General features: G+C 66.9%; 23 protein-coding genes and 2 tRNA genes. 15 read left to right on the top strand and 10 right to left on the bottom strand.

What is annotated here, in order from left to right; all coding sequences use genetic code 11:
• Positions 1–1683, bottom strand: coding sequence for an electron transfer flavoprotein-ubiquinone oxidoreductase (locus P7V53_RS16670; RefSeq protein WP_280150529.1), 1683 nt, complete (start codon positions 1681–1683; stop codon positions 1–3).
• A gap of 178 nt (positions 1684–1861) precedes the next feature.
• Between P7V53_RS16670 and P7V53_RS16665 the strand changes: the two genes are divergently transcribed.
• From P7V53_RS16665 to P7V53_RS16655, 3 genes are read left to right on the top strand one after another with little or no spacing between them, the layout of a single operon-like run.
• The gene (locus tag P7V53_RS16665) at positions 1862–2644 is read left to right on the top strand and encodes an SDR family oxidoreductase (protein WP_280150528.1); all 783 of its coding nucleotides are present in this window, start codon (positions 1862–1864) and stop codon (positions 2642–2644) included.
• A 1-nt stretch (position 2645) separates the two neighbouring features.
• The gene (locus tag P7V53_RS16660; protein WP_280150526.1) at positions 2646–3311 is read left to right on the top strand and encodes a YceH family protein; all 666 of its coding nucleotides are present in this window, start codon (positions 2646–2648) and stop codon (positions 3309–3311) included.
• A gap of 4 nt (positions 3312–3315) precedes the next feature.
• A complete protein-coding gene (locus tag P7V53_RS16655; protein ID WP_280150524.1) occupies positions 3316–3735 on the top strand; it encodes a thioesterase family protein in 420 nt (139 codons plus the stop codon).
• Here the strand turns inward: P7V53_RS16655 and P7V53_RS16650 are convergent.
• A complete protein-coding gene (locus P7V53_RS16650; RefSeq protein WP_280150523.1) occupies positions 3732–4304 on the bottom strand; it encodes a PAS and helix-turn-helix domain-containing protein in 573 nt (190 codons plus the stop codon). The genes P7V53_RS16655 and P7V53_RS16650 overlap by 4 nt on opposite strands.
• Before the next feature lie 104 nt (positions 4305–4408).
• Here P7V53_RS16650 and P7V53_RS16645 point away from each other — a divergent pair, with 104 nt between their 5' ends.
• Complete coding sequence (locus P7V53_RS16645; RefSeq protein WP_280150522.1) at positions 4409–5110, top strand: CoA transferase subunit A; 702 nt, start codon at positions 4409–4411, stop codon at positions 5108–5110.
• 11 nt (positions 5111–5121) lie between these two features.
• Entirely contained in the window at positions 5122–5760 is a 639-nt protein-coding gene (locus P7V53_RS16640; RefSeq protein ID WP_280150520.1) for a 3-oxoacid CoA-transferase subunit B, read from the top strand.
• A 42-nt stretch (positions 5761–5802) separates the two neighbouring features.
• Here P7V53_RS16640 and P7V53_RS16635 read toward each other — a convergent pair whose 3' ends face one another.
• The 3 genes from P7V53_RS16635 to P7V53_RS16625 form a co-directional block, all read right to left on the bottom strand.
• Positions 5803–6696 carry a hypothetical protein gene (locus tag P7V53_RS16635; protein ID WP_280150518.1) on the bottom strand — a complete coding sequence of 298 codons (894 nt, stop codon included), beginning with the start codon at positions 6694–6696 and terminating at the stop codon, positions 5803–5805.
• A 66-nt stretch (positions 6697–6762) separates the two neighbouring features.
• On the bottom strand, positions 6763–8151 hold the full coding sequence (locus P7V53_RS16630; RefSeq protein ID WP_280150516.1) for a phospholipase D-like domain-containing protein: 1389 nt from the start codon (positions 8149–8151) through the stop codon (positions 6763–6765).
• A 40-nt stretch (positions 8152–8191) separates the two neighbouring features.
• A complete protein-coding gene (locus tag P7V53_RS16625) occupies positions 8192–9232 on the bottom strand; it encodes a quinone-dependent dihydroorotate dehydrogenase (protein ID WP_280156538.1) in 1041 nt (346 codons plus the stop codon).
• Positions 9233–9281: 49 nt separating this feature from the next.
• Between P7V53_RS16625 and rpiA the strand changes: the two genes are divergently transcribed.
• A complete protein-coding gene (gene rpiA / locus P7V53_RS16620) occupies positions 9282–9941 on the top strand; it encodes a ribose-5-phosphate isomerase RpiA (protein ID WP_280150515.1) in 660 nt (219 codons plus the stop codon).
• Between the two features lie 85 nt (positions 9942–10026).
• Positions 10027–10218 (top strand): hypothetical protein, encoded by a 192-nt coding sequence (locus P7V53_RS16615; protein ID WP_280150514.1) that lies wholly within the window; start codon positions 10027–10029, stop codon positions 10216–10218.
• A gap of 2 nt (positions 10219–10220) precedes the next feature.
• Here P7V53_RS16615 and mnmC read toward each other — a convergent pair whose 3' ends face one another.
• The 3 genes from mnmC to earP all read right to left on the bottom strand — a co-directional run bounded on the left by mnmC (position 10221) and on the right by earP (position 13990).
• Positions 10221–12155, bottom strand: coding sequence for a bifunctional tRNA (5-methylaminomethyl-2-thiouridine)(34)-methyltransferase MnmD/FAD-dependent 5-carboxymethylaminomethyl-2-thiouridine(34) oxidoreductase MnmC (mnmC, locus tag P7V53_RS16610; RefSeq protein ID WP_280150513.1), 1935 nt, complete (start codon positions 12153–12155; stop codon positions 10221–10223).
• Between the two features lie 78 nt (positions 12156–12233).
• Positions 12234–12788 carry an elongation factor P gene (gene efp / locus P7V53_RS16605; RefSeq protein ID WP_280150512.1) on the bottom strand — a complete coding sequence of 185 codons (555 nt, stop codon included), beginning with the start codon at positions 12786–12788 and terminating at the stop codon, positions 12234–12236.
• 152 nt (positions 12789–12940) lie between these two features.
• On the bottom strand, positions 12941–13990 hold the full coding sequence (gene earP / locus P7V53_RS16600; RefSeq protein ID WP_280150511.1) for an elongation factor P maturation arginine rhamnosyltransferase EarP: 1050 nt from the start codon (positions 13988–13990) through the stop codon (positions 12941–12943).
• An 86-nt stretch (positions 13991–14076) separates the two neighbouring features.
• On the opposite strand from earP, the gene uvrC reads away from it, so the two are divergent.
• The 8 genes from uvrC (at position 14077) to P7V53_RS16560 (ending at position 20809) form a co-directional block, all read left to right on the top strand.
• Positions 14077–15975 (top strand): excinuclease ABC subunit UvrC, encoded by a 1899-nt coding sequence (gene uvrC, locus P7V53_RS16595; RefSeq protein ID WP_280156537.1) that lies wholly within the window; start codon positions 14077–14079, stop codon positions 15973–15975.
• Complete coding sequence (locus P7V53_RS16590; protein ID WP_280150510.1) at positions 15962–16450, top strand: hypothetical protein; 489 nt, start codon at positions 15962–15964, stop codon at positions 16448–16450. Before uvrC ends, P7V53_RS16590 begins: the two co-directional genes overlap by 14 nt.
• Positions 16451–16493: 43 nt before the next feature.
• Positions 16494–17063: a CDP-diacylglycerol--glycerol-3-phosphate 3-phosphatidyltransferase gene (gene pgsA, locus P7V53_RS16585; RefSeq protein ID WP_280150509.1), complete on the top strand. Its 570-nt coding sequence runs from the start codon at positions 16494–16496 to the stop codon at positions 17061–17063.
• 35 nt (positions 17064–17098) lie between these two features.
• The gene (locus tag P7V53_RS16580) at positions 17099–17956 is read left to right on the top strand and encodes a DMT family transporter (RefSeq protein WP_280156536.1); all 858 of its coding nucleotides are present in this window, start codon (positions 17099–17101) and stop codon (positions 17954–17956) included.
• 276 nt (positions 17957–18232) lie between these two features.
• Positions 18233–18505, top strand: a complete 273-nt coding sequence (locus tag P7V53_RS16575; protein ID WP_124542875.1) for an HU family DNA-binding protein — start codon at positions 18233–18235, stop codon at positions 18503–18505.
• 10 nt (positions 18506–18515) lie between these two features.
• Positions 18516–18591: transfer RNA gene (locus P7V53_RS16570), tRNA-Val, on the top strand.
• Positions 18592–18773: 182 nt separating this feature from the next.
• On the top strand, positions 18774–20696 hold the full coding sequence (locus P7V53_RS16565; RefSeq protein WP_280150506.1) for a SurA N-terminal domain-containing protein: 1923 nt from the start codon (positions 18774–18776) through the stop codon (positions 20694–20696).
• Between the two features lie 37 nt (positions 20697–20733).
• A tRNA-His gene (locus P7V53_RS16560) sits at positions 20734–20809 on the top strand.
• Between the two features lie 57 nt (positions 20810–20866).
• On the opposite strand, the gene P7V53_RS16555 is transcribed toward P7V53_RS16560, so the two are convergent.
• Together P7V53_RS16555 and P7V53_RS16550 are read right to left on the bottom strand one after the other, a co-directional pair.
• Positions 20867–21826 (bottom strand): SDR family oxidoreductase, encoded by a 960-nt coding sequence (locus P7V53_RS16555; protein WP_280150504.1) that lies wholly within the window; start codon positions 21824–21826, stop codon positions 20867–20869.
• 103 nt (positions 21827–21929) lie between these two features.
• On the bottom strand, positions 21930–24242 hold the full coding sequence (locus tag P7V53_RS16550; protein WP_280150503.1) for an ATP-binding protein: 2313 nt from the start codon (positions 24240–24242) through the stop codon (positions 21930–21932).
• Positions 24243–24264: the final 22 nt, after the last annotated feature.

The raw sequence follows: 24264 nt of genomic DNA, 5'->3' as shown, positions 1-24264 counted from the left end.
TTACATGCCGGCGTAGTTCGGACCGCCGCCGCCCTCAGGCGTGACCCACACGATGTTCTGCTTCGGGTCCTTGATGTCGCAGGTCTTGCAGTGCACGCAGTTCTGCGCGTTGATCTGCAGGCGCTCGCCGCTGCCGTCGTTGACGAACTCGTAGACGCCTGCCGGGCAATAGCGGCTTTCCGGACCGGCGTACTGCGCGAGGTTGACCTGCACCGGCACCGACGCGTCCTTCAGCGTCAGGTGCGCGGGCTGGTTCTCCTCATGGTTGGTGTTGCTGACGAAGACGCTGCTCAGGCGGTCGAAGGTCAGCTTGCCGTCCGGACGCGGGTATTCGATCTTCGGGCACTCGGCGGCAGGCTTGAGCATGGCGTGATCTGGCTTGTCGCGGTGCAGCGTCCACGGTGGGCTCTTGATGCCGAGCTTGGGCATCAGCCATTGCTCGATGCCCGTCATCAGCGAGCCGATCCAGAAGCCTTTCTTGAACCAGGGCTTGAAGTTGCGCGAGGCGCTGAGCTCGTCGCGCAGCCAGCTCTTCTCGAACGCGTCGGGATACGCCGCCAGCTCATCGTGCTGACGCCCTGCGGTCACCGCCGCGAACGCGGCTTCGCCGGCCAGCATGCCGGACTTGATCGCCGCGTGGCTGCCCTTGATGCGCGCGGCATTCATGAAGCCTGCGTCGCAGCCGATCAGCGCGCCGCCGGGGAACACTGTCTTGGGAAGCGACTGCAGCCCGCCGTTGTTGATGGCACGCGCGCCGTAGCTCAGGCGCTTGCCGCCTTCGAGCACCTCGCGAATGCGCGGGTGGGTCTTCCAGCGCTGCATCTCCTCGAACGGACTGAGCCAGGGATTCTGGTAGTCCAGACCCACGACCAGGCCCAGCGTGACCTTGTTGTCCTCGTAGTGATAGAGAAAGCCGCCGCCGAATGTCTGGGTGTCCATCGGCCAGCCGGCGGTGTGAACCACCAGGCCCGGCCGGGCCTTGGCGGGATCGATCTCCCACAGCTCCTTGACGCCGATGGCCCAGCTGGGCGGATCGCGCCCTTCGTCGAGCTTGAAGTTCCTGATCAGCTGCTTGCCGAGGTGGCCGCGCGCGCCCTCCGCGAAGATCGTGTACTTGGCATGCAGCTCCATGCCGAGCTGGAAGCTCTCCGTCGGCTCGCCATCCTTCCCGACGCCCAGGTTGCCGGTGGCGACGCCCTTCACCGAGCCGTCTCCGTTGTAGAGCACCTCGGCCGCGGCGAAGCCGGGGAAGATCTCGACGCCGAGCGCTTCCGCCTGCTGCGCCAGCCAGCGCACCACATTGCCGAGGCTGATGACGTAGTTGCCCTCGTTATGCATCGGCAGTGGCACCAGCCAGTCGGGCGTGCGCCATGAACCCTTCTCGGTGAGGAACAGCACGTCGTCGGCGGTGACCGGCTGCTTGAGGGGCGCGCCGAGCTCTTTCCAGTTCGGGATGAGCTCGGTCAGCGCGCGCGGGTCCATCACCGCGCCCGAGAGGATGTGCACGCCAGGCTCGGATCCCTTCTCGAGGACGACCACCGACACTTCCTTGCCCTGCTCGGCGGCAAGCTGCTTGACGCGGATCGCGGTGGCCAGTCCGCCAGGGCCCGCGCCGACGACGAGGACGTCGTATTCCATCGCCTCGCGCGGGCCGAATTGTTCGAGGATCGCTTGCGGTGTCATGGTTTTCCTAAGGACGGGAATTGCCGCAATTCTACGAGCGGCAGTGGTGAAATCGAACGATCGTTCTATTCTTGTCAATGCCGCAATCGAAGGGCCGCGCACTGTCACCGTCGCGGCACATTCGGCCCGAAGCTGCGTGCTATCGTCGCCGCAACAGACAACGACCAGGAGTGCTTCGATGAGCTACTGCATCGACCTGTCCGGCCGCGTCGCGCTGGTCACCGGCGCATCGAGCGGACTCGGCACGCAATTCGCCAAGACCCTGGCCGCGGCGGGTTGCGGTGTGGTGCTCGCCGGCAGGCGCGTCGAGCGGCTGAAGACCCTGCGCGCGGAGATCGAGGCTTCGGGCGGCGACGCGCACGTGGTCACCGTCGACGTGACCGACGTGCACGGCATCCGCGCCGCGGTCGCGCATGCGGAAACCGAGTTCGGCACCATCGACATCCTGATCAACAACTCCGGCGTCAGCACCACGCAGAAGCTGACCGACGTCAGCGAGGAAGACTACGACTACGTCTTCGACACCAACACCAAGGGCGCGTTCTTCGTGGCCCAGGAGGTCGGAAAGCGCATGCTCGCGCGCGCCAAGGGATCGGCGCCGGGCACCTTCACCGGCGGGCGCATCGTGAACATCGCCTCGATGGCGGGCATGCGGGTGCTGGGACAGATCGGCGTCTACGCGATGAGCAAGGCGGCCGTGATCCACATGACGAAGGCGATGGCCCTGGAGTGGGGCCGCTACGGGATCAACGTGAACGCACTGTGCCCCGGCTACATCGACACGGAGATCAATCATCACCACTGGCAGACCGACCAGGGCAAGCGGCTCATCGACATGCTGCCGCGCAAGCGCATCGGCCAGCCGCGCGATCTCGATTCGGTGCTCATGATGCTGGTGGCCAACGAGAGCCACTTCATCAACGGCGCGGTGATCCAGGCGGACGACGGGTTCGCGGTCTGAGGTGCGAGATCTCTCCCTGCTCGAAGCACGCGTGCTGGGCGTGCTGGTGGAAAAGGCCCACACCGTCCCGGACAGCTATCCGCTGTCGCTGAACTCGCTGGTCGCCGGCTGCAACCAGAAGACCGCCCGCGATCCGGTCATCAACGCCACCGAGGCCGAGGTGCAGGTCGCGGTCGACGCGCTCAAGTCGCTGAGCCTCGCCTTCGAAAGCAGCGGCTCGCGGGTCGCGCGCTACGAGCACAACATGGGCCGCGCGCTGGCCTTGCCGTCGCAGTCCGTCGCCATCCTCGCCGTGCTGACGCTGCGCGGGCCGCAGACCAGCGCCGAGCTGCGCGCGAACTGCGAACGGCTGCACCGCTTCGCAGACGTGTCGTCGGTCGAGGCCTTTCTGACCGAGCTGGCCGAACGGCCAGCGGAAAAGGGCGGCGCGCTGGTCGTCCGCCTGCCCCGTGCCGCCGGCGCACGCGAGGCCCGCTGGGCGCATCTGCTGTCGGGACCGGTCGACACGTCGGCGCTGAGCGCGTCGGTGCCGCAGGAAGACTTCGTGGCGGCGAGCGAACTGGCATCGCTGAAGGCGCAACAGGCCGCGACGCAGGCCGAGCTGGCCGCGCTGCGCGCGCTGGTCGATCGGCTCTACAGCGAGCTCGGCATCGCAAGACCGGACTGACCGCATGCGCATCGACATCCCCGAAGCGAAGAAGCTGGTCCACGAGATGGTCATCCCGATCCGCTGGGGCGACATGGATGCGATGGGTCACGTCAACAACACGCTGTACTTCCGCTACCTCGAGATCATCCGCATCGAGTGGCTGCACGGGCTGGGCGGGGCACCCGACCCCAGGGGGCAGGGTCCGGTGATCGTCAACGCCTTCTGCAACTTCATCCGCCAGCTCGAGTATCCCGGCGACATCCTCGCCAGGCACTACATCGCCAACCCCGGGCGCTCGAGCTTCGACGCCTTCATCACGCTGGAGCGCACCGGCCAGCCGGGCGTGCTCTACGCGACCGGAGGCGCCACCACGGTGTGGATCGATTTCCCCCAGCAGAAGTCGGTGCCGCTGCCGGGCTGGCTGCGTGCCCAGTTCGACTAGGCCCGCAGCAGCTTCTGCACCAGCACCGGCGTCGTCGCCGCGCCGTATTTCTTCATCAGCCGCGCCCGATACACATCCACCGTGCGCGGGCTGATGGTCAGCCGCTTACCGATTTGCTTGCTCGTCAGGCCCTCGATCAGAAGCGCCGCGATCTCGCGCTCGCGCGGCGTGAGGTCCGCCTTGAGCTGACGCCTTGCCGAAAGGTCCTCGAAGCTCCAGATCCCCGCCGCGTGCGGTTGCTTCGGGTTGAGCGCGCGACCCGACACGTGGCACCAGAAGAGCTCACCGAGGCGCGGACCGCCCGTGCGCTTCATCACGCGCTCGTCGGCATACCAGCCGCGCGCGTTGAGGCTGGCCACGATGCGCGCGCCGGTGCGCTCGAATTCGTCGTGCGTCGGATAGAGCACCTCGAACGACCGGCCGACGAGCTGCTCGCGGGTCGCGCCGAACATGTCGAGCAGCTGCTGGTTGCAATCGACCATCAGCCGGTTGCGCGAGATCACCAGCCCGATCGGGGCCAGGTCGAAGGCGATGCGGTAATCGAGGATGGTCGAGTCTTCGGTCGGCATGGGGACTTCCCCCGAGGGGGCTTAGTCAATTCTACGTAACGACTACGTAATGCCTTAAGTAGTACGCTCGGTGTTTCGATTCCAATCCACATCGGAGACGGCGAATGAACAAGGTGTACCCGAGTGCCGCCGAGGCGCTCAAAGGCATTGTCAAGGACGGCCAGCTGCTGGCCGTCGGTGGCTTCGGCCTGTGCGGCATTCCGGAAGCCCTGATTGCCGCGCTGCGCGATTCGGGCGTGAAGAACCTGACGGTCATTTCCAACAACGCGGGTGTCGACGGCTTCGGGCTCGGCCAGCTGCTGGAGACGCGGCAGATCAAGAGAATGATCTCGAGCTACGTCGGCGAGAACAAGGAGTTCGAGCGCCAATACCTGGCCGGCGAGCTGGAGCTCGAGTTCACGCCGCAGGGCACGCTGGCCGAGAAGCTGCGTGCCGGCGGCGCCGGCATCCCGGCCTTCTTCACCCGCACCGGGGTCGGCACCATCGTCGCCGAGGGCAAGGAAACACGCGAGTTCGACGGTCACGTCTATGTGATGGAACGGGCGCTGACGCCCGAGGTGTCGCTGGTGAAGGCGCACAAGGCCGACAAGAGCGGCAATCTGGTGTTCCGCCGCACCGCGCGCAACTTCAACCCGGCCGCCGCGATGGCCGGCAAGACGACGGTGGTCGAAGTGGAAGAGCTGGTCGAAGTCGGCGACATCGATCCCGACGACGTCCATCTGCCCGGCATCTACGTGCACCGCATCGTCGTCAACGCCCATCCTGAAAAGCGCATTGAGAAGCGCACCACCCGGCCTGCCGCCTGAAGGAGACCTCCATGCCCTGGACCCAAGACCAAATGGCCGCCAAGGCCGCGGCCGAGCTGAAGGACGGCTACTACGTGAACCTCGGGATCGGCATCCCGACGCTGGTCGCCAATTTCGTGCCGCAAGACATCGAGGTGTGGCTGCAGAGCGAGAACGGCATGCTGGGCATCGGCCCGTTCCCGACGGATGACGAGGTGGACGCCGACCTCATCAATGCGGGCAAGCAGACCGTGACCACCATCCCCGGCTCGTCGATCTTCGGCTCGCACGACAGCTTCGCAATGATCCGCGGCGGCAAGATCAACCTCAGCATCCTGGGCGCCATGCAGGTCAGCGAGAAGGGCGACCTCGCCAACTGGATGATCCCCGGCAAGATGGTGAAGGGCATGGGCGGCGCGATGGACCTGGTCGCCGGCGTGGAGCGCTGCATCGTCGTGATGGAGCATGTCGCGAAGAAGAAGGACGGCAGCACCGACCTCAAGATCCTGCCCAAGTGCACGCTGCCGCTGACGGGGGTCGGCGTGGTCAATCGCATCATCACCGACCTGGCGGTGATGGACGTCACCTCGAGCGGCCTGAAGGTGGTCGAAATGGCGCCCGGCGTGACGCGCGAGGAGCTGCAGAGCAAGACTGGCGTTGCCCTGCAATAGCTTTGCTGCCCTTTCCCGCTCGCGGGAGAGGGCAGGGCGACCCTAGGAGGCCTTCGCCAGCTGCGCCCCGATTTCCTTGCGCTTCATCGCAAGGTATTCGGCTTCCTCGATCTCGTGCAGCTGACGCGGGTAGCGCTCGGTCGCGGTGAACCAGTTGCGCAGGCGCTGCTCCACCCGCTGCGACGGTGGCGCGGAAAGCGAATCGAGGTAGGCGTCGATGGCCAGGTAGTAGCGCATCGTGTTGCGCTCGATCACGCCGCGCATGCGGCCCACGTATGCCGGCTGGCCGTCGGCCTGCATGCCGACGACCGTGAAGCCGACCTTGTCGCGGCCGACGGTGGACAGGTAGCCCTGCATCGCCAGGCGCGCCGTCAGCCCGAACCCGTACGAATACGACATGTGCAGCAGCGAGCGCTTGTCGTCCAGCGGCGCTGCCTCGAACACGATGCGGTAGTCGTGCGTGCCCAGCGGTCCTTCATCGGCGTTGAGCTGCACCTTGAGGTAGTCAGGCTCCGACGCGGACAGGCGGTACTCGAAGTTCACCTGGAAGGCCTTCTCGACCGGCTGGTCGTACTTGCGGCCGACATACAGGACGAGCTGCTGGGTGCTCGCAGCGGTGCTGGCACGGCATCGCTTGACGTTGAACGGCAGGATCAGCACCTCGCACCAGCGCTCGGCGCCCTTGAGCGAGGCATCAAGGGTCGCGAAGGGATGGTCGACGACGGCGAAGACCTCGCCGGTGACGTCGTCGGAGCGCTCGACGGATTGCAGGTGGACAGGCCGCTGGAAAGGGTTGCTCGCGAGCTGCGCGGCCAGGCTCGCATGGCGCGCGCGCATCGCGTCCGCTGGCGGAGATGCGACACCCGCGGTGGCCAGCGACGCGCCGAGCAGCGCGGCGCAGAACCAGCGGGCCAGCGACAAGGCAGTCGTCTTCATCGAAAGGATGCGACCTGGCTGTCGCGTGTCGGTTCCGGCAAATTTCCGCATCGGCGTTACCGGCCGCTACAGCCAGTACTCCCACATACGCGCCAGGCCTTGCTTCAGCCGCGCCCCCAGGCCCCGGCGATCCCACTGCTCCAGCGTGATGGCGTTCGACGACGCCAGGTCGTTGTCGAACATGGCGCGCATCTGCTGCGCGAACTCGGTGCCGAGCACGACGGCGTTCGCTTCCTGGTTGTGCAGGAAACTTCGCCAGTCCAGGTTGGCCGAGCCAATCGTCGACCATACGCCGTCGATGACCACCGTCTTCGCATGCAACAGCACGTTGCGTCGCTCGAAGATCCGGATGCCGGCGCGCAGCAGCTCGTCGTAGTACGAACGACCGGCGTGAAAGATGAGTCCCGAGTCGGTCGCGCTGGGCAGGATGAGCTTGACACTGACGCCCCGCTGCACCGCGGCCTTCAACGATGCCCGCAGCTGCGGATCGGGCGCGAAGTAGGCGTTGGTCATCAGGATCTCGGTCTCGGCATGATCGACCGCCGAGATGAGGGTCGCGTAGATCGCGCTGACCGGCTCGTCCGGCGCGCCGGCGATGGCGCGCACCACCTCCTTGCCGCGCGCGGTCGGCGGCGGGAAGTAGTTGCGTTGCGGCAGCGGGTCGGCCTTCTGCTTGGCCCACGTCTCGAGATAGAGCTTCTGGAAGTCGGCGACCACCGGGCCTTCGACCTGCAGGTGAGTGTCGCGCCACGGCTTCGGGCGCTCGCCAGCCGAGCTCGTGGAGCTGCCCGAATAGATGCCGCTGATGTTGATGCCGCCGAGGAAGACCGTGCGCCCGTCGACGATCAAGAGCTTGCGGTGGTCGCGCTCGTTGAGGCTCCACGCGGCCTTGGCGATCAGCGGGTTGATCGGGTTGAACTCGAGCAGCCTCACCCCGGCATCGCGCAAGGGCGCGAAGAACTCGCGCGGCGTGCTGACTGCGCCGACCGCGTCGTAGATGAGGCTGACCGCGACGCCCTCGCGCTGCTTGGCGATCAATGCGTCGCGAAAGCGCACGCCGACCTCGTCGTCCTCGAAGATGTAGGTCTCCATGTTGATGTGATCGCGCGCGTCGCGAATGGCGGCAAACATCGCCTGGTGCGTCGCGTTGAAATCGTGCAGCAGCGTCACCTTGTTGCCGGCGACCAGAGGCCGGCCGGCCAGCGCTTCCTCGAGGGCCAGGTGACGGTCGAAGAGATTGGTGTCGGGCGCGCGGCTCTTCAGCGCATCGAGCACCGCCTTGCTGCGCGCCGCCGACAGCGGACCGCGTGTGCCGGCCACGTGCGGCGGTCCTTGCGAGGCCGCCATGTCGGGCGTCACCGTCGGAAGCGAACGGCAGGCGCCGACCGCGATCAGGCACAGCAAGACTGCCCGGCGCAGCCAGACCGGGCAGTGCGGCAGACGAATGTTCATCATGGCACTGCCCCCATCGGGGCAAGCGCCGTGCCCGGCGCTCTCAGCGGCGCGCGGCCATGGCCTTCGCGGCTTCGGTGATCAGGGGCGGGCCGCGGTAGATGAAGCCGGTGTAGAGCTGCACCAGGTCGGCGCCGGCCGCGATCTTCGCCGCGGCGTCCGCACCGCTCATCACGCCGCCGACGCCGATGATCGGCACGTCGGTGCCCAGCGCCGCGCGCAGCCGTGCGATCACACGATTGGATGCCTCGAATACCGGCGCGCCGCTCAGGCCGCCCGCTTCCTCGCCGTGCGGAAGATGGCGCACCGCGTCGCGCGCGACCGTGGTGTTGGTTGCGACGACGCCTGCCATGCCGCTGCGCACGACCGTCGCGGCGATGAGGTCGATCTGCGCATCGTCGAGGTCGGGCGCGATCTTGACGAAGATCGGCACACGCCGCCCGTGCTGCCGGGCCAATGAGCGGTCGCGCTTGGCGATGGCCGACAACAGCTCATCCAGTGCCTGGTCGGACTGCAGGGCGCGCAAGTTCTTCGTGTTGGGCGACGAGATGTTGACCGTCACGTAGTCGGCGTGCGGGTACACGGCATCCAGGCAGGCAAGGTAGTCGTCGGTCGCGCGTTCGATCGGCGTGGCCGCGTTCTTGCCGATGTTGAGTCCGAGGATGCCGCCTTGCTCGCGGAATTTCGCGCGACGCACGTTGGCGATGAATGCCGCCAGTCCCTCGTTGTTGAAGCCGAGGCGGTTGATCAGCGCGTTGGCATCGGGCAGCCGGAACATGCGCGGGCGCGGATTGCCGGGTTGCGGCTTCGGCGTCACCGTGCCGACTTCGATGAAGCCGAAGCCCATGGCTCCCAGGCCGTCGATGCAACGGCCGTTCTTGTCGAGTCCGGCGGCGAGGCCGATGCGATTGGGAAACCGGATCCCCGCGACCGTGACCGGATCGGCCACGCGCGGCTGCGCAACGGTGCAGACCAGCGGGGTGTGCTGGATGCGCGCCAGCGCGGACAGTGTCAGGTCGTGGGCGGCTTCGGGGTCCAGGCCGAACAGGAAGGGGCGGGCGAGCGCATACGGAACGAGAGCCATGGAGTCTGTCTTGGATAATCGGACGATTGTCTCAAACGTCACACACTCCATGACCCAGGACGAACTCAAGGCGCTGGTCGGCCAGGCGGCGCTCGCCTACGTGGTGCCGGGCCAGGTGGTCGGCGTCGGTACCGGCTCTACGGTGAACTGCTTCATCGATGCGCTGGCGACCATCAAGGGCCGCATCGCCGGTGCGGTGTCCAGCAGCGAGAAGAGCACCGAGCGGCTGCGCGCCCACGGCATCCAGGTGCTCGACAGCAATGGCGTCGAGCAGATTCCGGTCTACATCGACGGCGCCGACGAGATCGACCAGGCCGGACACATGATCAAGGGCGGCGGCGCCGCGCTCACGCGCGAGAAGATCGTCGCCGACATCGCGGAACGCTTCATCTGCATCGCCGATGAATCGAAGCTGGTTCAGACCCTGGGACGCTTTCCGCTGCCGGTGGAAGTGATCCCGATGGCGGCCGCCCAGGTCTCGCGGCGGCTGCGTGCGCTGGGAGGCGAGCCGGCGCTGCGCGCGGGCGTGGTCACCGACAACGGCGGCCACATCATCGATGTACGCGGGCTTCGCATCACCGATCCTGCCGCGATGGAGTTCGAGATCAACCAGTGGCCCGGCGTGATCACCGTGGGCATCTTCGCCCGCCATCGCGCGAGCGTCTGCCTGCTCGGCACGCCTCAAGGTGTGAGGACGCTGAGCTTCTAGCGCTTCGCTGCTCGCCAATCCTCACAAGCCGCCTGTGGAAATGGGCGTAATCTCTGCCTGTTCCACTTGATGAAGGACACGGCCCATGGCCAAACCCAACTATTCGTTCGAGAAGCGCCAGCGCGAGCTGGCCAAGAAGAAGAAGAAGGAAGAAAAGCTGCAGGAAAAGGCAGCGCGCAAGAGCGCCGGACTCCCGCCGCTGGACCAGGCGGCCGAACCCACCGAAGCCGCCGCACCGGTGGACGACGCGGCCGAAGGCGGCAAGAGCGCAGGCTGACATCACGGCGCAGGCCGACGGGCCTTGCGCGACACGAACCGAGCTGGATCCACCGCATCGAGCAGGCTGGCTTCCAGCGGTGAGGGGGCACCGGCGATGGCCGACGCCAGCGCCTGCGCACCGAGCGCACACCAGGTGATCCCGCGCGAAGCGAGCGCGGTGAAGACATGGAGTCCCGGCTGGCGCGGCACGAAACGCGGCTGTTCGAGCCGCAACGCTCCCCGTGCCGCATCGATGTCGGGAACGGCCCCCACGATCGGCAGGCGGTCGCCGCTGACCCAGCGCCACGCGGTGCGGCCTCCCAGGAGTCGAAGCGGCACATCGAGCGCAAGGCCCGTCAGTCGACCCAGCTGGAACAGATTCGCCAGATGATCGTCGTCACGAACCGACGGATCGTCGTCCCCAGGCTGCGATGTGGCGCCGAACACCGTGGTGCCGTCGACGCTGGGCAGCAGGTATCCGGCACCGGCAATCGGGATGCGGGCGTGAACCGGCATCGCCGCCGATGCCACCGAGCTCAGCTGGCCGCGCACCCGCATCACGTCCCACGCCGGCTCGCCGATGAGGCGCAGGGCGTCGCCGCCGTTGGCCAGCACGACCACCTCGGCCCGCACGACGACCGTGCCCGCCGCGTCCATGAGCTGCCAGGCGTCGCCGGCGTGGCGCAGTGCCTGCACCGCGATGCCGGGCCTGAACTCGACCGAGCCACCTGCATCGCGCAGCAGCGCTTGCGACAGCTCGGCCGGGCGCACCCATCCGCCGCCCGGATAGAACCACGCCGGATGCTGCAGGCGCATCCCGGCCGACTCGCTCGCGGAGGCGGCGTCCAGCGCCCGGACATAGTCCCCGGGCAGGCCGAGGCGCTCGAGCACGCGCGTCATGGCCTGCACATCGGTGTCCATCGTTTCCAGCCGCAGCACGCCGCCGACGCTGCCGCGGACGCCGTGGCGCTCGATCGCCTGTTCGACGCAGCGCTGCGCCAGCAAGGCGGCGCCCCGGTTGAAACGCGCGTGGACACCGTCCTGCGCATTGACGATGCCGTGGAAGAGTCCGACCGGGTTGCCGGAGGTCTCCTGTGCCGGACCCGACTGGCGGTCGATCAGTGTGCAGCGCCAGCCCTGTTGCGCCAGCGCCGATGCGACGGCGCATCCGGCAAGTCCGGCGCCGACGATCGCCGCATGGCCGATGCCGGGCGGACGAGTGGAACGCCCCGGCGAATGGCGCGGCGTGAACGATGGCGCATAGCGCGCGAGTGTGATGTCGCGCTTGCCGCCTTGCCCCGGCGCGGTGTGCACGTCGAAGCCGGCCGCGCGCAAGCCGTCACGCACGCCGCGCGCGGCGGTCCAGGTGGCCGCTGTCGCTTGCGGCGCCGCCAGCCGGCCCATGGCCTTGAACAGGCGCGGCTGCCACATGTCAGGGTTCTTCGCGGGCGCGAAGCCGTCCAGGTAGAACGCATCGACCTGCGCCACCAGCTCGGGCAGCCAGTCGGCCACATCGCCCAGCGCCAGCAGCAGCTCGACGCGGCCGCCCTCGAACACGAGTCGATGCAGATTGGGCGTCAGCGGCGGCCACGCGGCGACGAGCTGGTCGGCCAGCGGCCGCACGACGGCATCGCGGGCCACCGAGCGCAGGTCGTCGCGGGTCAGCGGGTGGCGCTCGACGGAGATGAAGTGCAGCCGACGGCAGGCCAGCGGGTCGCATCGCCAGGCGTCCCAGGTGACAAGGAAGTTGTTGCCCAGGCCGAAGCCGGTCTCCAGCACGACGAACCGCTCGCGTCCCCGCCAGCGCTCCGGAAGGCCGTTGCCGCGGAGAAAGACATGCAAAGCCTGCTGGAGCGCGCCCGCCCGCGGGTGATACACGTCGGCGTAGTCCTCGCAGGAAGGCACGCCGTCGGCGGTGGCTGCGAGACGCGCCGGCACGATCGGTCGGGTCTTCATCGGCTCACGTTAGCAAAGCCTCTCGCCAAAGCGAAAGGGGCACCGAGGTGCCCCTTGCTGGTTGCACGCCGCAAGCGCTCAGACGCGCTTGCGGTACTCGTGGGTACGGGTGTCGATCTCGATCTTGTCGCCCGTTTCGACGAACAGCGGCACCGCGATCTCGAAGCCGGTCTTCAGCTTGGCGGGCTTCATCACCTTGCCGGAGGTGTCGCCCTTGACGGCGGGCTCGGTGTAGGCCACTTCGCGCACCAGGCTGGTGGGCAGCTCGACCGAGATTGCCTTGCCTTCGTAGAACACCACTTCCACCGGCATGCCGTCCTCGAGGTACTGGATGGCGTCGCCCATGTTCTCGGCCTCGACCTCGAACTGGTTGTACTCCGCGTCCATGAAGGCGTACATCGGATCCGCGAAGTAGGAGTAGGTGCACTCCTTCTTGTCGAGGATGATCTGGTCCATCTTGTCGTCGGCCTTGAAGACGACTTCGGTGCCCGAGCTGTTGAGCAGATTCTTGAGCTTCATGCGCACCGTGGCGGCGTTGCGGCCGCCGCGGCTGTATTCCGTCTTCAGCACGACCATCGGGTCCTTGCCTTGCATGATGACGTTGCCGGCGCGAATTTCCTGAGCGATCTTCATAGCGACTTTTCCGTGTGAAACGCTGCGTGGAGCGTTGGGGGCGCGCGAGCCGCTCCAGCCGAGATTCAAGCCGAGGATTCAAGCCCGGACCAGCCGGGTTGACGAGCTTGGGCACCCTTGCAGAGCACCCGCAACGCGCAAAGCCCACAATTTTAACGTCTTTCGGCGACGAAGCCCAGCAGCCGGGTATTGAGATCCGTCAGTCCGAGCAGCGCTTCACGCCAGGCGGCACAGTGCCGTGCCCACGGCTGCAACGGCGGCAATGTGGCGGCGCTGTCGCCCAGTCCGTTCCACCACAACCATAGTTGGCCTACGCCCGCCGCCAGTTCGGGCGACGCCCCGGCCAGGAAGCGACGCTCGAAGGCCTGCAGCTTCGGCGCATGCGCGCCGTCGCGTTGCGGATAGATCTGCCAAACGAAGGAGCGAGCGGCCCACTGCGCACGAACGAAGGAGTCCTCGCCGCGCACGAAGTTGAGATCGCAGGCCCACAGCAGGTGGTCGTACTCGATCTGCGACAGGCAGGGCACCAGCACCGCCCTCAGCGCTCCCCGGGTCAGTGACGGCCCCAGGGCAGCGGCCACCTGCGCCGACGACGTGCCGGCCGCGACCAGCAGCAGCGTCGGCGCCTGGGCCAGTCGATCCAGCAGCGCGGGCAGTCGAGGGTTGTCATAGCAAAACAGACTGACCACACGTTCCCCTGCCAGCGGCCCCGATCCTCGCGCCGCCAGCCAGGCAAGCCGGTCGAAGCCGGCTTGCCGGCGAACCAGCCCGGGCTCGCGCAGCAATCCACCCGTGCGCGGCGTGAAGCCGGGATAGAAGAACCACTTCGTCATCCCGTTGGGCTGAGGCGACGGCAATCCGTGGCTGCGCTCGACGTAGTCCTCGGCGCTCAGGTATTCCAGGTTGATCCATGCCGGCGGCCGCGGCATCGCGGCCATTCGGGCGACAAAGGGTGCGGGCGGGTCGCAGCCGAAGGCTTCGACCACGACGTCGCCGGGCGTGGGCGTGCTGCCGTCCTCGTCCGGCCAGGCGTGGACCTCCACCCGCGGATGCCCGCCCGGCGCCATCCAGGCCAGGGCGCTCGCGTCGTCGATCCACAGGCGCACGCGCTCCCCGCGTGCCGCCAGGTCGGCCGCGGCGCGCCAGCACACGCCCACATCGCCGAAGTTGTCGACCACCCGGCAAAACACATCCCACTGCATCGTTGAATTATCCCGGCCGAGGCGGATCGCCGTGCGGCGGCACAATCGATCCGATGACCGAAGCTCCAGATTCCGTCGCCCACGCGATGCCGCCCGATGACCCGGCGCGCGAGCGCCTGCTGTCCGACGTCGCGGCGCTGCCCGGCCTGCCTGGCGTCTACCGCTATTTCGACGCTCAGGGCAACGTGCTGTACGTGGGCAAGGCGCGCGACCTGAAGAAGCGCGTTTCCAGCTACTTCCACAAGAACCACGCGGGGACGCGCATCGGCTACATGATCGGCAAGATCGTGCGCCTGGAGACGACGGTGGTGCGCTCCGAGGCCGAGGCGCTGCTGCTCGAGAACAACCTCATCAAGACGCTCAAGCCGCGCTACAACATCCTGCTGCTCGACGACAAGAGCTATCCGTACCTGAAGATCGTCTCACACGAGTTTCCGCGCGTCGCCTATTACCGGGGCTCGGTGGACAAGAAGCACCGCTATTTCGGTCCGTATCCCAGCGCGTGGGCCGTCAAGGACTCGATCCAGCTGATTCAGAAGGTATTCAGGCTGCGCACCTGCGAGGACACCGTCTTCAACAACCGCACGCGTCCCTGCCTGCTGTACCAGATCAAGCGCTGCTCGGGCCCGTGCGTGAATCTCATCGAGCCGGAAGACTATGCGCGCGACGTGAGCCATGCCGAGCGCTTTCTGCTCGGTGAGCAGCAGGAGGTGATGGACGCGCTGCAGGCGCAGATGATGGCTTACGCCGAAGCCTTGAAGTTCGAGCAGGCGGCTGAGATCCGCAACCAGCTCGGTGCCTTGTCGCGCGTGCTGCACCAGCAGGCGGTCGAGAACAACACGGGCGTGACGTCGAAGGACGCGGACATCCTGGCGGTGAAGGTCCAGGGCGGCCGCGCCTGCGTCAACCTCGCCATGGTGCGCGGCGGCCGCCATCTGGGCGATCGGCCGTACTTTCCGGTGCATGTCGACGACGCCACGTCGCTCGGCGAGCAGGCCGACGATGCCGGCGATCCGGAAGTGCAGGTGCTGGAGGCCTTCATCGCGCAGCACTATCTCGATGCGGGCGTGCCGCCCCTGCTCGTGCTCAGCCACCCGGTGGACCGCGCGCTCATCGACGCGCTGTCGCAGCAGTGCGGGATGAAGGTCACCGCGCAGCACCAGCCGCGAGAACCCCGCCGCGCATGGCTCGACATGTGCATCAAGGGCGCGGAGATCAAGCTGGCGCAGCTGCTGGCGGAGGAAGGCTCTCAGCAGGCGCGCACCCGTGCGCTGGTCGAGGCGCTGGACCTTGCGGTGGAGAACCTCGACACCTTTCGCATCGAGTGTTTCGACATCAGCCACACGGCAGGCGAATCGACGCAGGCATCGTGCGTCGTGTTCGAGAACCACAGGATGCAGAACTCCCAGTACCGCCGCTACAACATCGAAGGCATCACCGGCGGCGACGACTATGCGGCGATGCGCCAGGTCCTCACCCGGCGCTACGCGAAGATCGCCACGGCGCTCGCGGAGCAGGGCCCCGGCGGCGGCGCGAGGCTGCCGGACCTGGTGCTCGTCGACGGCGGCCGCGGCCAGGTCAGCATGGCGCGCGAGGTCTTCGAGGAGCTCGGGATCGACATCGGCCTGATCGTCGGCGTCGAAAAGGGCGAGGGCCGCAAGGTCGGCCTCGAGGAACTGGTCTTCGCCGACGGCCGCGAAAAGGTCTATCTCGGCAAGGAGTCGGCGGCGCTGATGCTGGTGGCACAGATCCGCGACGAAGCCCACCGCTTCGCAATCACCGGCATGCGCGCACGCCGGGCCAGTGTGCGCACGGGCGGCAGCCGGCTCGAAGACATCGCCGGGGTGGGCCCGAAGAAGCGCGCCAAGCTGCTGCAGCGCTTCGGCGGTGTCCGCGGCGTGGCCAGCGCGAGCGTTGAGGATCTGGCGACCGTCGAGGGCGTGTCGCGTGAACTGGCCGAGGAGATCTACCGTGCCCTGCATTGACATCATTTCCAAGCGCTATGGCCTCGCCGTTCTGGCGTTGCTGGGCGCCTGTTCCACCCCTTCGCCGGCTCCGGGTCCGGCGCCCGGGCCGGGGGCGCCGCGGGCGTCCACCCATTCGCCAGGCGGCGGGCTGCCGACGCCGAACCCGGTGCGCAGCATGAACGAAGTGCGCCTCCAGGCCGCGCGACGCCTGGTTGCCGCAAACCCAACGGGCACCTATGTCGGCACCGTGCCCGACGTGCTGCTCGCCATCCCGGTACTGGAGATCGAGCTCAACGCCGACGGCAGCATTCGCCGCATCGATGTGCTGCGCAAGCCGGGGCAGGCGCCCGACACGCTGCAGCTCGCGATGGACGCGGTGCGCCGCGCGGCGCCCTTCGGCGATGTGTCGCGGCTGCCCAAGCCGTGGAAGTTCAGCGAGACCTTTCTCTTCAACGACGAGCGCAAGTTCAAGCCGCGCACGCTCGACAACTGAACCGCGATTTCGGGCCGTGCTCCAGCTTGGGCACAATGCCGGCATGTTTTTCAATCTGCCGACCCTGCTGACCTGGGCGCGGATCGTCTCGATTCCGCTGATCGTCGGCGTGTTCTACCTCGACGGCGTCCACGAGAGCACACGCAACATCACAGCCACGGTGCTCTTCATCGTTGTCGCGATCACCGACTGGGCCGACGGCTACCTGGCCCGACGGCTGAACATGACCTCGTCCTTCGGCGCCTTCCTGGATCCGGTCGCCGACAAGTTCCTCGTCTGTGCTGCGCTGCTGGTGCTGGTCCACCTGCAGCGGCTGCATGCCTTCGCCGCGCTGGTGATCATCGGGCGCGAGATCGCGATCTCGGCGCTGCGCGAATGGATGGCGCAGATCGGCGCATCGCGCAGCGTCGCCGTGCACATGCTCGGCAAGATCAAGACGACGGTGCAGATGATCGCGATCCCGTTCCTGCTGTTCGATGGCCGCCTGTTCGGGCTGATCGACACCCGGCTCTGGGGCACGATGCTGATCTGGATCGCGGCCGTGCTGACCATCTGGTCGATGATCTACTACCTGCAGAAGGCGCTGCCAGAGATCCGCGCGAAGGCCCGCTAGTGGCGACTGCTGTCCGCGGCGCGCTGCTGCGCGCCATGCCGTGGGTGTTCGTGCTCATCTGGAGCACCGGCTTCATCGTCGCGCGGTTCGGCATGCCGCACTCTCCGCCGTTCAAGTTCTTGACGATTCGCTATGCGCTGTCGGTGCTGTGCTTCGGCGCCTGGGTGGCGCTGGCGCGCGTGGCCTGGCCGCGTGATCGGTCGCAGTGGATGCATCTCGCCGTGGCCGGCGTTCTGATGCACGCGGGGTATCTGGGCGGCGTGTGGGCTGCCGTCAAGGCAGGCATCGGCGCGGGCACGGTGGCGCTGCTGGTCGGGTTGCAGCCGGTGCTGACCGCCATCTGGCTCACGACGACGTCGCGTGACAGCAAGCACCACGCCGTGACGCCCGTGCAATGGATCGGCTTGCTGCTCGGATTCGGCGGCCTGGTGCTGGTGGTCTGGCGCAAGCTCGGCGCAGGCGAAATCACGCCGCTCAATCTGGGGCTGGCGCTGCTTGCGTTGCTCTCGATCACCACCGGCACGCTGTATCAGAAGCGGCACGTGGCTCCTTGCGACGTTCGTGCCGCCAGCACGGTGCAGCTTGCCGCGGCACTCGTGGTCAGTCTGCCGCTGGCGTTGCTGGAGCAGGAGGCGATCGACTGGCATCCGGCGTTCATCGGCGCCATGGCCTGGTCGGTGTTCGCGCTCACCTTGGGCGGCAGCTCGCTGCTCTACCTGCTGATCCAGCGTGGTGCGGCGACGCAGGTCACCAGCCTGCTCTACCTGGTTCCACCTTGCACGGCGGTGATGGCGTGGGCGATCTTCGGCGAATCGTTGAGCGGCTTGATGATGCTCGGCATGGCACTCACCGCGATCGGCGTTGCGCTCGTCGTGCGTGATCCGGGCGGCTGACATCCGGCTGACGAAAGAGGGCGCTGATCGCCACGACCGGTGCGATTGCAGCATCGCGTCACAGCGCGTCAACTAGCACCGGCCCTTGTGTTGTCAAGCGTGCAAGCACGCTCGCGCGCACCTCCATTGACGCTGGTCATTACGCATAGAATCCGCTTCCGCGCTTGACACTGGGGTATCGCACGGCTGTAATGAATCGAGCCGTGGCGCCATCATCACGCGGCCCAAATCACCATCCCGAATTCCTTGTGAGACACCTTGAGAGGGGGTACCTTCGTGAACAAATCGGAATTGATCGAGCACATCGCCAAGCAGGCCGATATCTCCAAAGCGGCGGCGACTCGCGCGCTGGAGGCGGTCATCGGCGGCGTGAAGACGACGCTGAAGAAGAACAACAGCGTATCGCTGGTGGGCTTCGGCACCTTCAGCGTCAGCAAGCGTGCTGCGCGCAGCGGTCGCAATCCGCGGACCGGCGCGACGATCAAGATCAAGGCGGCAAAGGTGCCGAAGTTCCGCCCCGGCAAGGCTCTCAAGGACGCAGTCAACTGAACAGGATTTCGGGTGCTTAGCTCAGCTGGCAGAGCGGCGCCCTTACAAGGCGTAGGTCGGGGGTTCGATCCCCTCAGCACCCACCAGGCACAGCGCGCTTGCCACCCCGTGCGGACGGCCCCGGTCGGCTAGAATCCCGGCAAGCCCGTTACCCAACAATGGCGACAACAAAGGCGAACCTCGGTTCGCCTTTGTTGCGTTTGCAGCGGTCGCTTTGCTCCGCCACCATCGTGGCTGTTGATCTTCCCGCTCTTCGTCGAGGCTTTCGATGTTTGACTTCGTCCGCACCCACACCCGCCTGTTCCAGTTCATCCTGGTGCTGCTGATCTTTCCGTCGTTCGTCTTCTTCGGCATTCAGGGTTACAGCCGCTTCACCGAAGGCGGCAATGCTGCCGTCGCGGAGGTCGCTGGTCGCGACATCACCCGCGCCGAGTGGGATGCGGCTCATCGCGATCAGGTGGAGCGCGTGCGCCGGCAGATGCCGGGCGTGGACGCGAAGCTGCTCGACTCTCCGATGATGCGGCAGCAGTCGCTCGACATGCTGCTGCGCGAGCGCGTGATGCTCGCGGCCGCCGAGAAGCTGAACCTCACGACCACCGACGACCGCCTCGACCGCCTGTTCAAGAGCGACCCGCAGTTCGCGCCGCTGCGCAACCCGGACGGCAGCGTGAACAAGGACTTCCTGGCGGCGCAGGGCCTTTCGGTGCCGATGTTCGAGCAGCGGCTGCGGCGCGACCTCACGCTGCGGCAGGTCATGCAGGGTGTCAGCGGCACCCAGTTCGCGCCCGAGAGCGCCACCGGCGCCGCGCTGGACGCCTTCTTCCAGCAGCGCGAAGTGCAGGTGCAGCGCTTCGACGCCAAGGACTACCTTGCGAAAGCAGCGCCCAGCGACGCCGACATCGAGAAGTACTACAAGGATCCCGCCAACGCCGCGCAATTCCAGGCCCCCGAGCAGGCAAAGGTGGAATACGTGGTGCTGGACGTCGAGTCGCTGAAGAGCAGCGTCACGGTGGTCGAAGACGACCTGAAGAAGTACTACGCGCAAAACGAGGCGCGCTACAGCACGCCGGAAGAAAGGCGTGCCAGCCACATTCTCGTCAAGGCGGAGAAGGGTGCGCCGGCCGATGCCCGTGCCAAGGCCAAGGCGAAGGCGGAGGCGCTGCTCGCCGAGTTGAAGAAGAACCCCGCCGGCTTCGCTGAAGCCGCGAAGAAGAACTCCGAAGACCCCGGCTCCGCCGAACGCGGCGGCGACCTCGACTTCTTCGGTCGCGGCGCAATGGTGAAGCCTTTCGAGGATGCGGCGTTCGCGCTGAAGCCCGGCCAGATGAGCGACGTGGTCGAGAGCGATTTCGGCTACCACATCATCCAGGTCACCGGCGCGCGCGGCGGCGACAAGAAAAGCTACGAGCAGGTGCGCCCCGAGATCGAGGCCGAGCGTCGCAAGCAGCTGGCGCAGGAAAAGTTCTCGAAGGACGCGGTCGATTTCACCAACATGGTCTACGAACAGGCCGAGAGCCTCAAGCCGGCAGCCGACAGGTTCAAGCTCGAGATCAAGACGGCGCAGGACGTGAAGCGCACGCCGGCGCCCGGTGCGACCGGCCCGCTGGCGAACCCGAAGTTTCTCGAAGCGCTGTTCGCGGCCGACACCATCCGCAACAAGCGGAACACCGATGCCGTGGAAACCGCGCCGAACCAGCTGGTGTCCGGGCGCGTCGTCCAGTATTCGCCGGCGCACACCCTGCCGCTGTCCGAGGTCAAGGACAAGGTCCGCGAACGCGTCGCGGCGCAGCAGGCCGCTGCGCTCGCGCGCAAGGAAGGCGAAGCGCGTTTGGCCGAGCTGAAGAAGGATCCGCAGGCGGCCCTGCCAGGGGCGGCGCAGCCGGTGTCGCGGGCGACGGCCAAGGATGTGCCGCGCCCGGTCGTCGATGCGGTCCTGCGTGCCGACACCGGCAAGCTGCCGGCGGTATTCGGCGTGGACCTCGGCGACGCCGGCTATGCCGTTGCGCGCATCACCAAGGTCCTCGGCCGCGACCCGATTGCGGCCGACACCAAGCAGGCGCAATCGCAGTACGCACAAGCCTGGGGCGACGCGGAGACGCAGGCCTATTACGCCGCCCTCAAATCCCGCCTGAAGGCCAACGTGAAGGACAGGGCGTTCGCGCCCGACGCCGCCAGCGCCCCCGCGCGCTAGAGGTGTCGCCTCTGACCCTATAATGCGGGGCTCTGCGGTGGCTGTAGCTCAGTTGGTAGAGTCCAGGATTGTGATTCCTGTCGTCGTGGGTTCGAGTCCCATCAGCCACCCCAAGATCACCTTTCGAATCAACGGCCCGCGCATCCACGCGGGCCGTTTTTCTTGGTGTCTCAGCTGCGCTGGCTCAGCAGCCGGTCGAAATAGCGGATGGTGCTCAGCAGGCCCTGCTCCAGCGGCACCTTGGGCTCCCACTTGAGCCACTCGCGGGCGCGCGTGATGTCGGGGCACCGCTGCATCGGGTCGTCGCTGGGCAATGGCCGGTACACGATGGGCGAGCGCGACCCGGTCAGCTGGACGATTCGTTCCGCCAGGTCGCGGATCGTGCATTCGACGGGATTGCCGACGTTGACCGGACCGATGACCTCGTCGGACGTGTCCATCAGCTTGAGCATGCCGTCGATGAGGTCGTCCACGTAGCAGAACGAGCGGGTCTGCAGGCCGTCCCCGTAGAGCGTGATCTCGTCGCCGCGCAGCGCCTGCACGATGAAGTTGGAGACGACGCGGCCGTCGTTGGGATGCATGCGCGGGCCGTAGGTGTTGAAGATGCGCATCACCTTGACGCGCAGCCGGTGCTGGCGGTGATAGTCGAAGAACAGCGTCTCGGCGCAACGCTTGCCTTCGTCGTAGCACGCCCGCAGGCCCGCCGGGTTCACGTGTCCCCAGTAGTCCTCGGTCTGCGGATGCACCGTCGGATCGCCGTACACCTCGCTGGTGGATGCCTGCAGGATCTTGGCATGGAGCCGCTTCGCCAGCCCCAGCATGTTGATCGCACCATGCACGCTGGTCTTGGTGGTCTGCACGGGATCGTGCTGGTAGTGGATCGGCGATGCCGGGCAGGCGAGGTTGTAGATCTCGTCGACCTCGACGTACAGCGGGAAGGTGACGTCGTGCCGCATCAGCTCGAAGCGCGGGTGGTGCAGCATGTGCTCGATGTTGCGCTTGCTGCCGGTGAAGAAGTTGTCGACGCAAAGCACCTCGTGGCCGCACTCCAGTAGTTGCTCGCACAGATGCGACCCCAGGAATCCGGCTCCACCGGTGACCAGGCACGACTTGCGATAGACATCCCGCATGTCATTTCTCCACGCACGCCTGCCCGCAGCTGGCGATCGGGGTGCCCGAAGCCGACAGCCGTGCAGGAACAGGCCGGACGAGGCAACCGTCGTGCCCGGTGGGTCAATGGCGGGCGGAGAACTCGCGGATGATCACGCGGCAGCCGATGCCATGCGGGGACAGCTCGCGCCACTCCACTTCGCCGCCGAGCTGCTTGACCCGTTTGCGCACGCCGCCCAGGCCGAGTCCGTGCGACCAGGCGCGAGGGTTGCGGCCGAGACCGTCATCGAACACCGACAGGTCGAGCCGATCGTTCTCGAGGCTGAAGTCGATGTCGACGCGTCGCGCCTGGGCGTGCGAGATGATGTTGCTGACCAGCTCGCGCAGCACGCGCGTGAGGGCGGACCACTGCACCACGCTGAGGAGGATGTCCTCGTCGAAGGTGAAGGTCCAACCCAGCTCCACATGCGCGGCGGTGAGCCGCTGCGTCAGATCGGCTTTCCATTCGGCTGCGGCATGCGACAGCCGGTGATTGGAAGCGGCCAGACCGCGCGTCAAGGTCTTCAGGTCCTGCAGCGTATGCCGCACATACTCTTCCATCTCGGGAGAATGTGCCTTGTACATCAGTGTCAGCAGCCGCGCGCCGATGTCGTCGTGAAGGTCCTGCGCGATCCGCGCCCGCTCTTCGCTGCGACCTTGCTCCACCGCCTTGTCGAAGGCGACGGCGCGGCCGAGCTGCTCGACGATGCGATCGGCGAGGCGCGCGTCCTCCGAGGTGAAGAGCCGACGGCCGCGATGCGCGAAGCGAAGGACGATGGAGCGGTCTGCAAGCCCATCCTCGGTCGCCGCGTCGCTGCTCAGTTCAGGCACGGGAAGGATGATGGCCGAGCCGTCGGCCACGATGCGCGTGGAGCTGCTGCGCTTGTCGATGACCAGGACTTCCATCGGCTCGAACAGCTCGCGCAGCAGCCGCGACAGCAGGGCCGGCGTGCGCTCCGGGTGCGCCTCCACCTCGCGCGCGATCCGGTACAGCTGCTCGAACATGCGCTCCGTGGTCAGCATGCTGCTGCCGAGCAGCTGGTTGAGGATCCATTGACGGGCGCCCGCATACACGCCGAGGGACAGGAACAGCGACAAGGTCAGCGAAGCGAACTGTCCGAACGAGAAGACCGCGACGAACAGCAGGTCGAGCGAGGTGGCCACCGTGCTGATGGCCGCGAGAAGAGAGAACTCCCGCATGATCTGCTGCGACTTCGACAGGAAAGGCACCAGCAGCAGCAGCGAGGCCAGGAACACGTACCAGATCATCGAGCCGATCGACGCGATGTTGTGCTGCACGCCGGGCGCCTTGGTGGCCGCGGCCAGCGCGATGGTGAGCAGGATCCAGGTGCTCATCGCGACGACGCAGAAACGCCGCAGGACCACGGCGAAGGGATGCGGCTCGATGCGATACGACCAGGTGAGCAGGCCGATCATCAGCAGTCCCATGCCCGACACGCCGAGCTGCGTCCACCACCAGGCCTCGGGCAGCAGACGTTGCCACATCAGCAGGACAAGAGAGCCGACGAAGGCCCACGCGGCCACGGCGATCCAGCCCGCGCCGGGCAGCCGTCGGGGGTGCAGGCAGATCGCGTTGATGACGGCTGCCGCGGTCACCAGGTCGAAGGCCATGCGAAGCGGCATGTCCAGGCGCGGGAAGGGCGCAGGCAGGGCAAGCTCCAGCGTCGATTCGACAGCGATGAAGACGAGGTTGCCCGTCTGGCACAAGGCCATCACCGCGTACAGCAGGTTCAGCCCATTGGGCCTGGCAAGCAGCACCACCATCGCGACGAGATAGAGCACGAGAGCGAACGCGCTGAGCAGCCAGAACATGCCGCCCAGGCCTGCGAAGCCGCGGCGCTGGAGCTGCATCTCGACGATGTTGCCGTCGGAGAAGACAAGCTTGACGCTCTGCTGCGACAGCGCCGAGGAGATCTGCTCGTGCGTGGCCCGGTGATGGTCGCGATGGTCGTCGTCGATGAGCCAGCGCGATGAGCGCTGCAGCGTGAGCACGTTGGCCACCGCCACCGAAACGTCGCCGCCGAAGATGCCGATCAACGCGCGGCCGACGTGCGGCTTGAGCTGCGGGTCGGTGGTGGCTGCAAGCTCCAACAGACCCTGCGGATTGGAACGCCAGGTCGCCTCGATGTGCGGTGGGTCGCCGAGCCAGCGCGCCAGGAAGAACAAGCCCATGCAACCGAGCAGCGCCGTGCCCACCAGCAGGCGCAGGCGCCACCCCATCCAGCGCGAGAGCGAGCTCTCGTGCATGAAGTTGCGGTCGAGGAGCGCGGAATCGAAGGACGATTCACCGCCGGTGTAGGGGACCTGGCTGGTGTGCGCGTCCTTGTCGCGCAAAGGCGAGTCACCGGATGGGAGGCTCGACCCTGTGACGGCCATGTCGCTCCTCCTGGCGCCTCAG

Origin of the sequence: Piscinibacter sp. XHJ-5 (assembly GCF_029855045.1) — a bacterium.
Lineage (GTDB): Bacteria > Pseudomonadota > Gammaproteobacteria > Burkholderiales > Burkholderiaceae_C > Albitalea.
The sequence above is the reverse complement of the archived record's forward strand: the minus strand, read 5'-3'. Positions and strand labels throughout refer to the sequence as shown.

Coding starts and splice junctions, on each gene's coding strand:
- P7V53_RS16615 (WP_280150514.1), top strand. CDS start 10,027: ATGGCCAAACCCAACTATTCGTTCGAGAAGCGCCAGCGCGAGCTGGCC.
- uvrC (WP_280156537.1), top strand. CDS start 14,077: ATGCCGCCCGATGACCCGGCGCGCGAGCGCCTGCTGTCCGACGTCGCG.
- P7V53_RS16580 (WP_280156536.1), top strand. CDS start 17,099: ATGCCGTGGGTGTTCGTGCTCATCTGGAGCACCGGCTTCATCGTCGCG.
- P7V53_RS16645 (WP_280150522.1), top strand. CDS start 4,409: ATGAACAAGGTGTACCCGAGTGCCGCCGAGGCGCTCAAAGGCATTGTC.
- P7V53_RS16555 (WP_280150504.1), bottom strand. CDS start 21,826: ATGCGGGATGTCTATCGCAAGTCGTGCCTGGTCACCGGTGGAGCCGGA.
- efp (WP_280150512.1), bottom strand. CDS start 12,788: ATGAAGATCGCTCAGGAAATTCGCGCCGGCAACGTCATCATGCAAGGC.
- P7V53_RS16650 (WP_280150523.1), bottom strand. CDS start 4,304: ATGCCGACCGAAGACTCGACCATCCTCGATTACCGCATCGCCTTCGAC.
- P7V53_RS16635 (WP_280150518.1), bottom strand. CDS start 6,696: ATGAAGACGACTGCCTTGTCGCTGGCCCGCTGGTTCTGCGCCGCGCTG.
- pgsA (WP_280150509.1), top strand. CDS start 16,494: ATGTTTTTCAATCTGCCGACCCTGCTGACCTGGGCGCGGATCGTCTCG.
- P7V53_RS16550 (WP_280150503.1), bottom strand. CDS start 24,242: ATGGCCGTCACAGGGTCGAGCCTCCCATCCGGTGACTCGCCTTTGCGC.
- mnmC (WP_280150513.1), bottom strand. CDS start 12,155: ATGAAGACCCGACCGATCGTGCCGGCGCGTCTCGCAGCCACCGCCGAC.
- P7V53_RS16565 (WP_280150506.1), top strand. CDS start 18,774: ATGTTTGACTTCGTCCGCACCCACACCCGCCTGTTCCAGTTCATCCTG.
- rpiA (WP_280150515.1), top strand. CDS start 9,282: ATGACCCAGGACGAACTCAAGGCGCTGGTCGGCCAGGCGGCGCTCGCC.
- P7V53_RS16665 (WP_280150528.1), top strand. CDS start 1,862: ATGAGCTACTGCATCGACCTGTCCGGCCGCGTCGCGCTGGTCACCGGC.
- earP (WP_280150511.1), bottom strand. CDS start 13,990: ATGCAGTGGGATGTGTTTTGCCGGGTGGTCGACAACTTCGGCGATGTG.
- P7V53_RS16640 (WP_280150520.1), top strand. CDS start 5,122: ATGCCCTGGACCCAAGACCAAATGGCCGCCAAGGCCGCGGCCGAGCTG.
- P7V53_RS16625 (WP_280156538.1), bottom strand. CDS start 9,232: ATGGCTCTCGTTCCGTATGCGCTCGCCCGCCCCTTCCTGTTCGGCCTG.
- P7V53_RS16630 (WP_280150516.1), bottom strand. CDS start 8,151: ATGATGAACATTCGTCTGCCGCACTGCCCGGTCTGGCTGCGCCGGGCA.
- P7V53_RS16670 (WP_280150529.1), bottom strand. CDS start 1,683: ATGACACCGCAAGCGATCCTCGAACAATTCGGCCCGCGCGAGGCGATG.
- P7V53_RS16655 (WP_280150524.1), top strand. CDS start 3,316: ATGCGCATCGACATCCCCGAAGCGAAGAAGCTGGTCCACGAGATGGTC.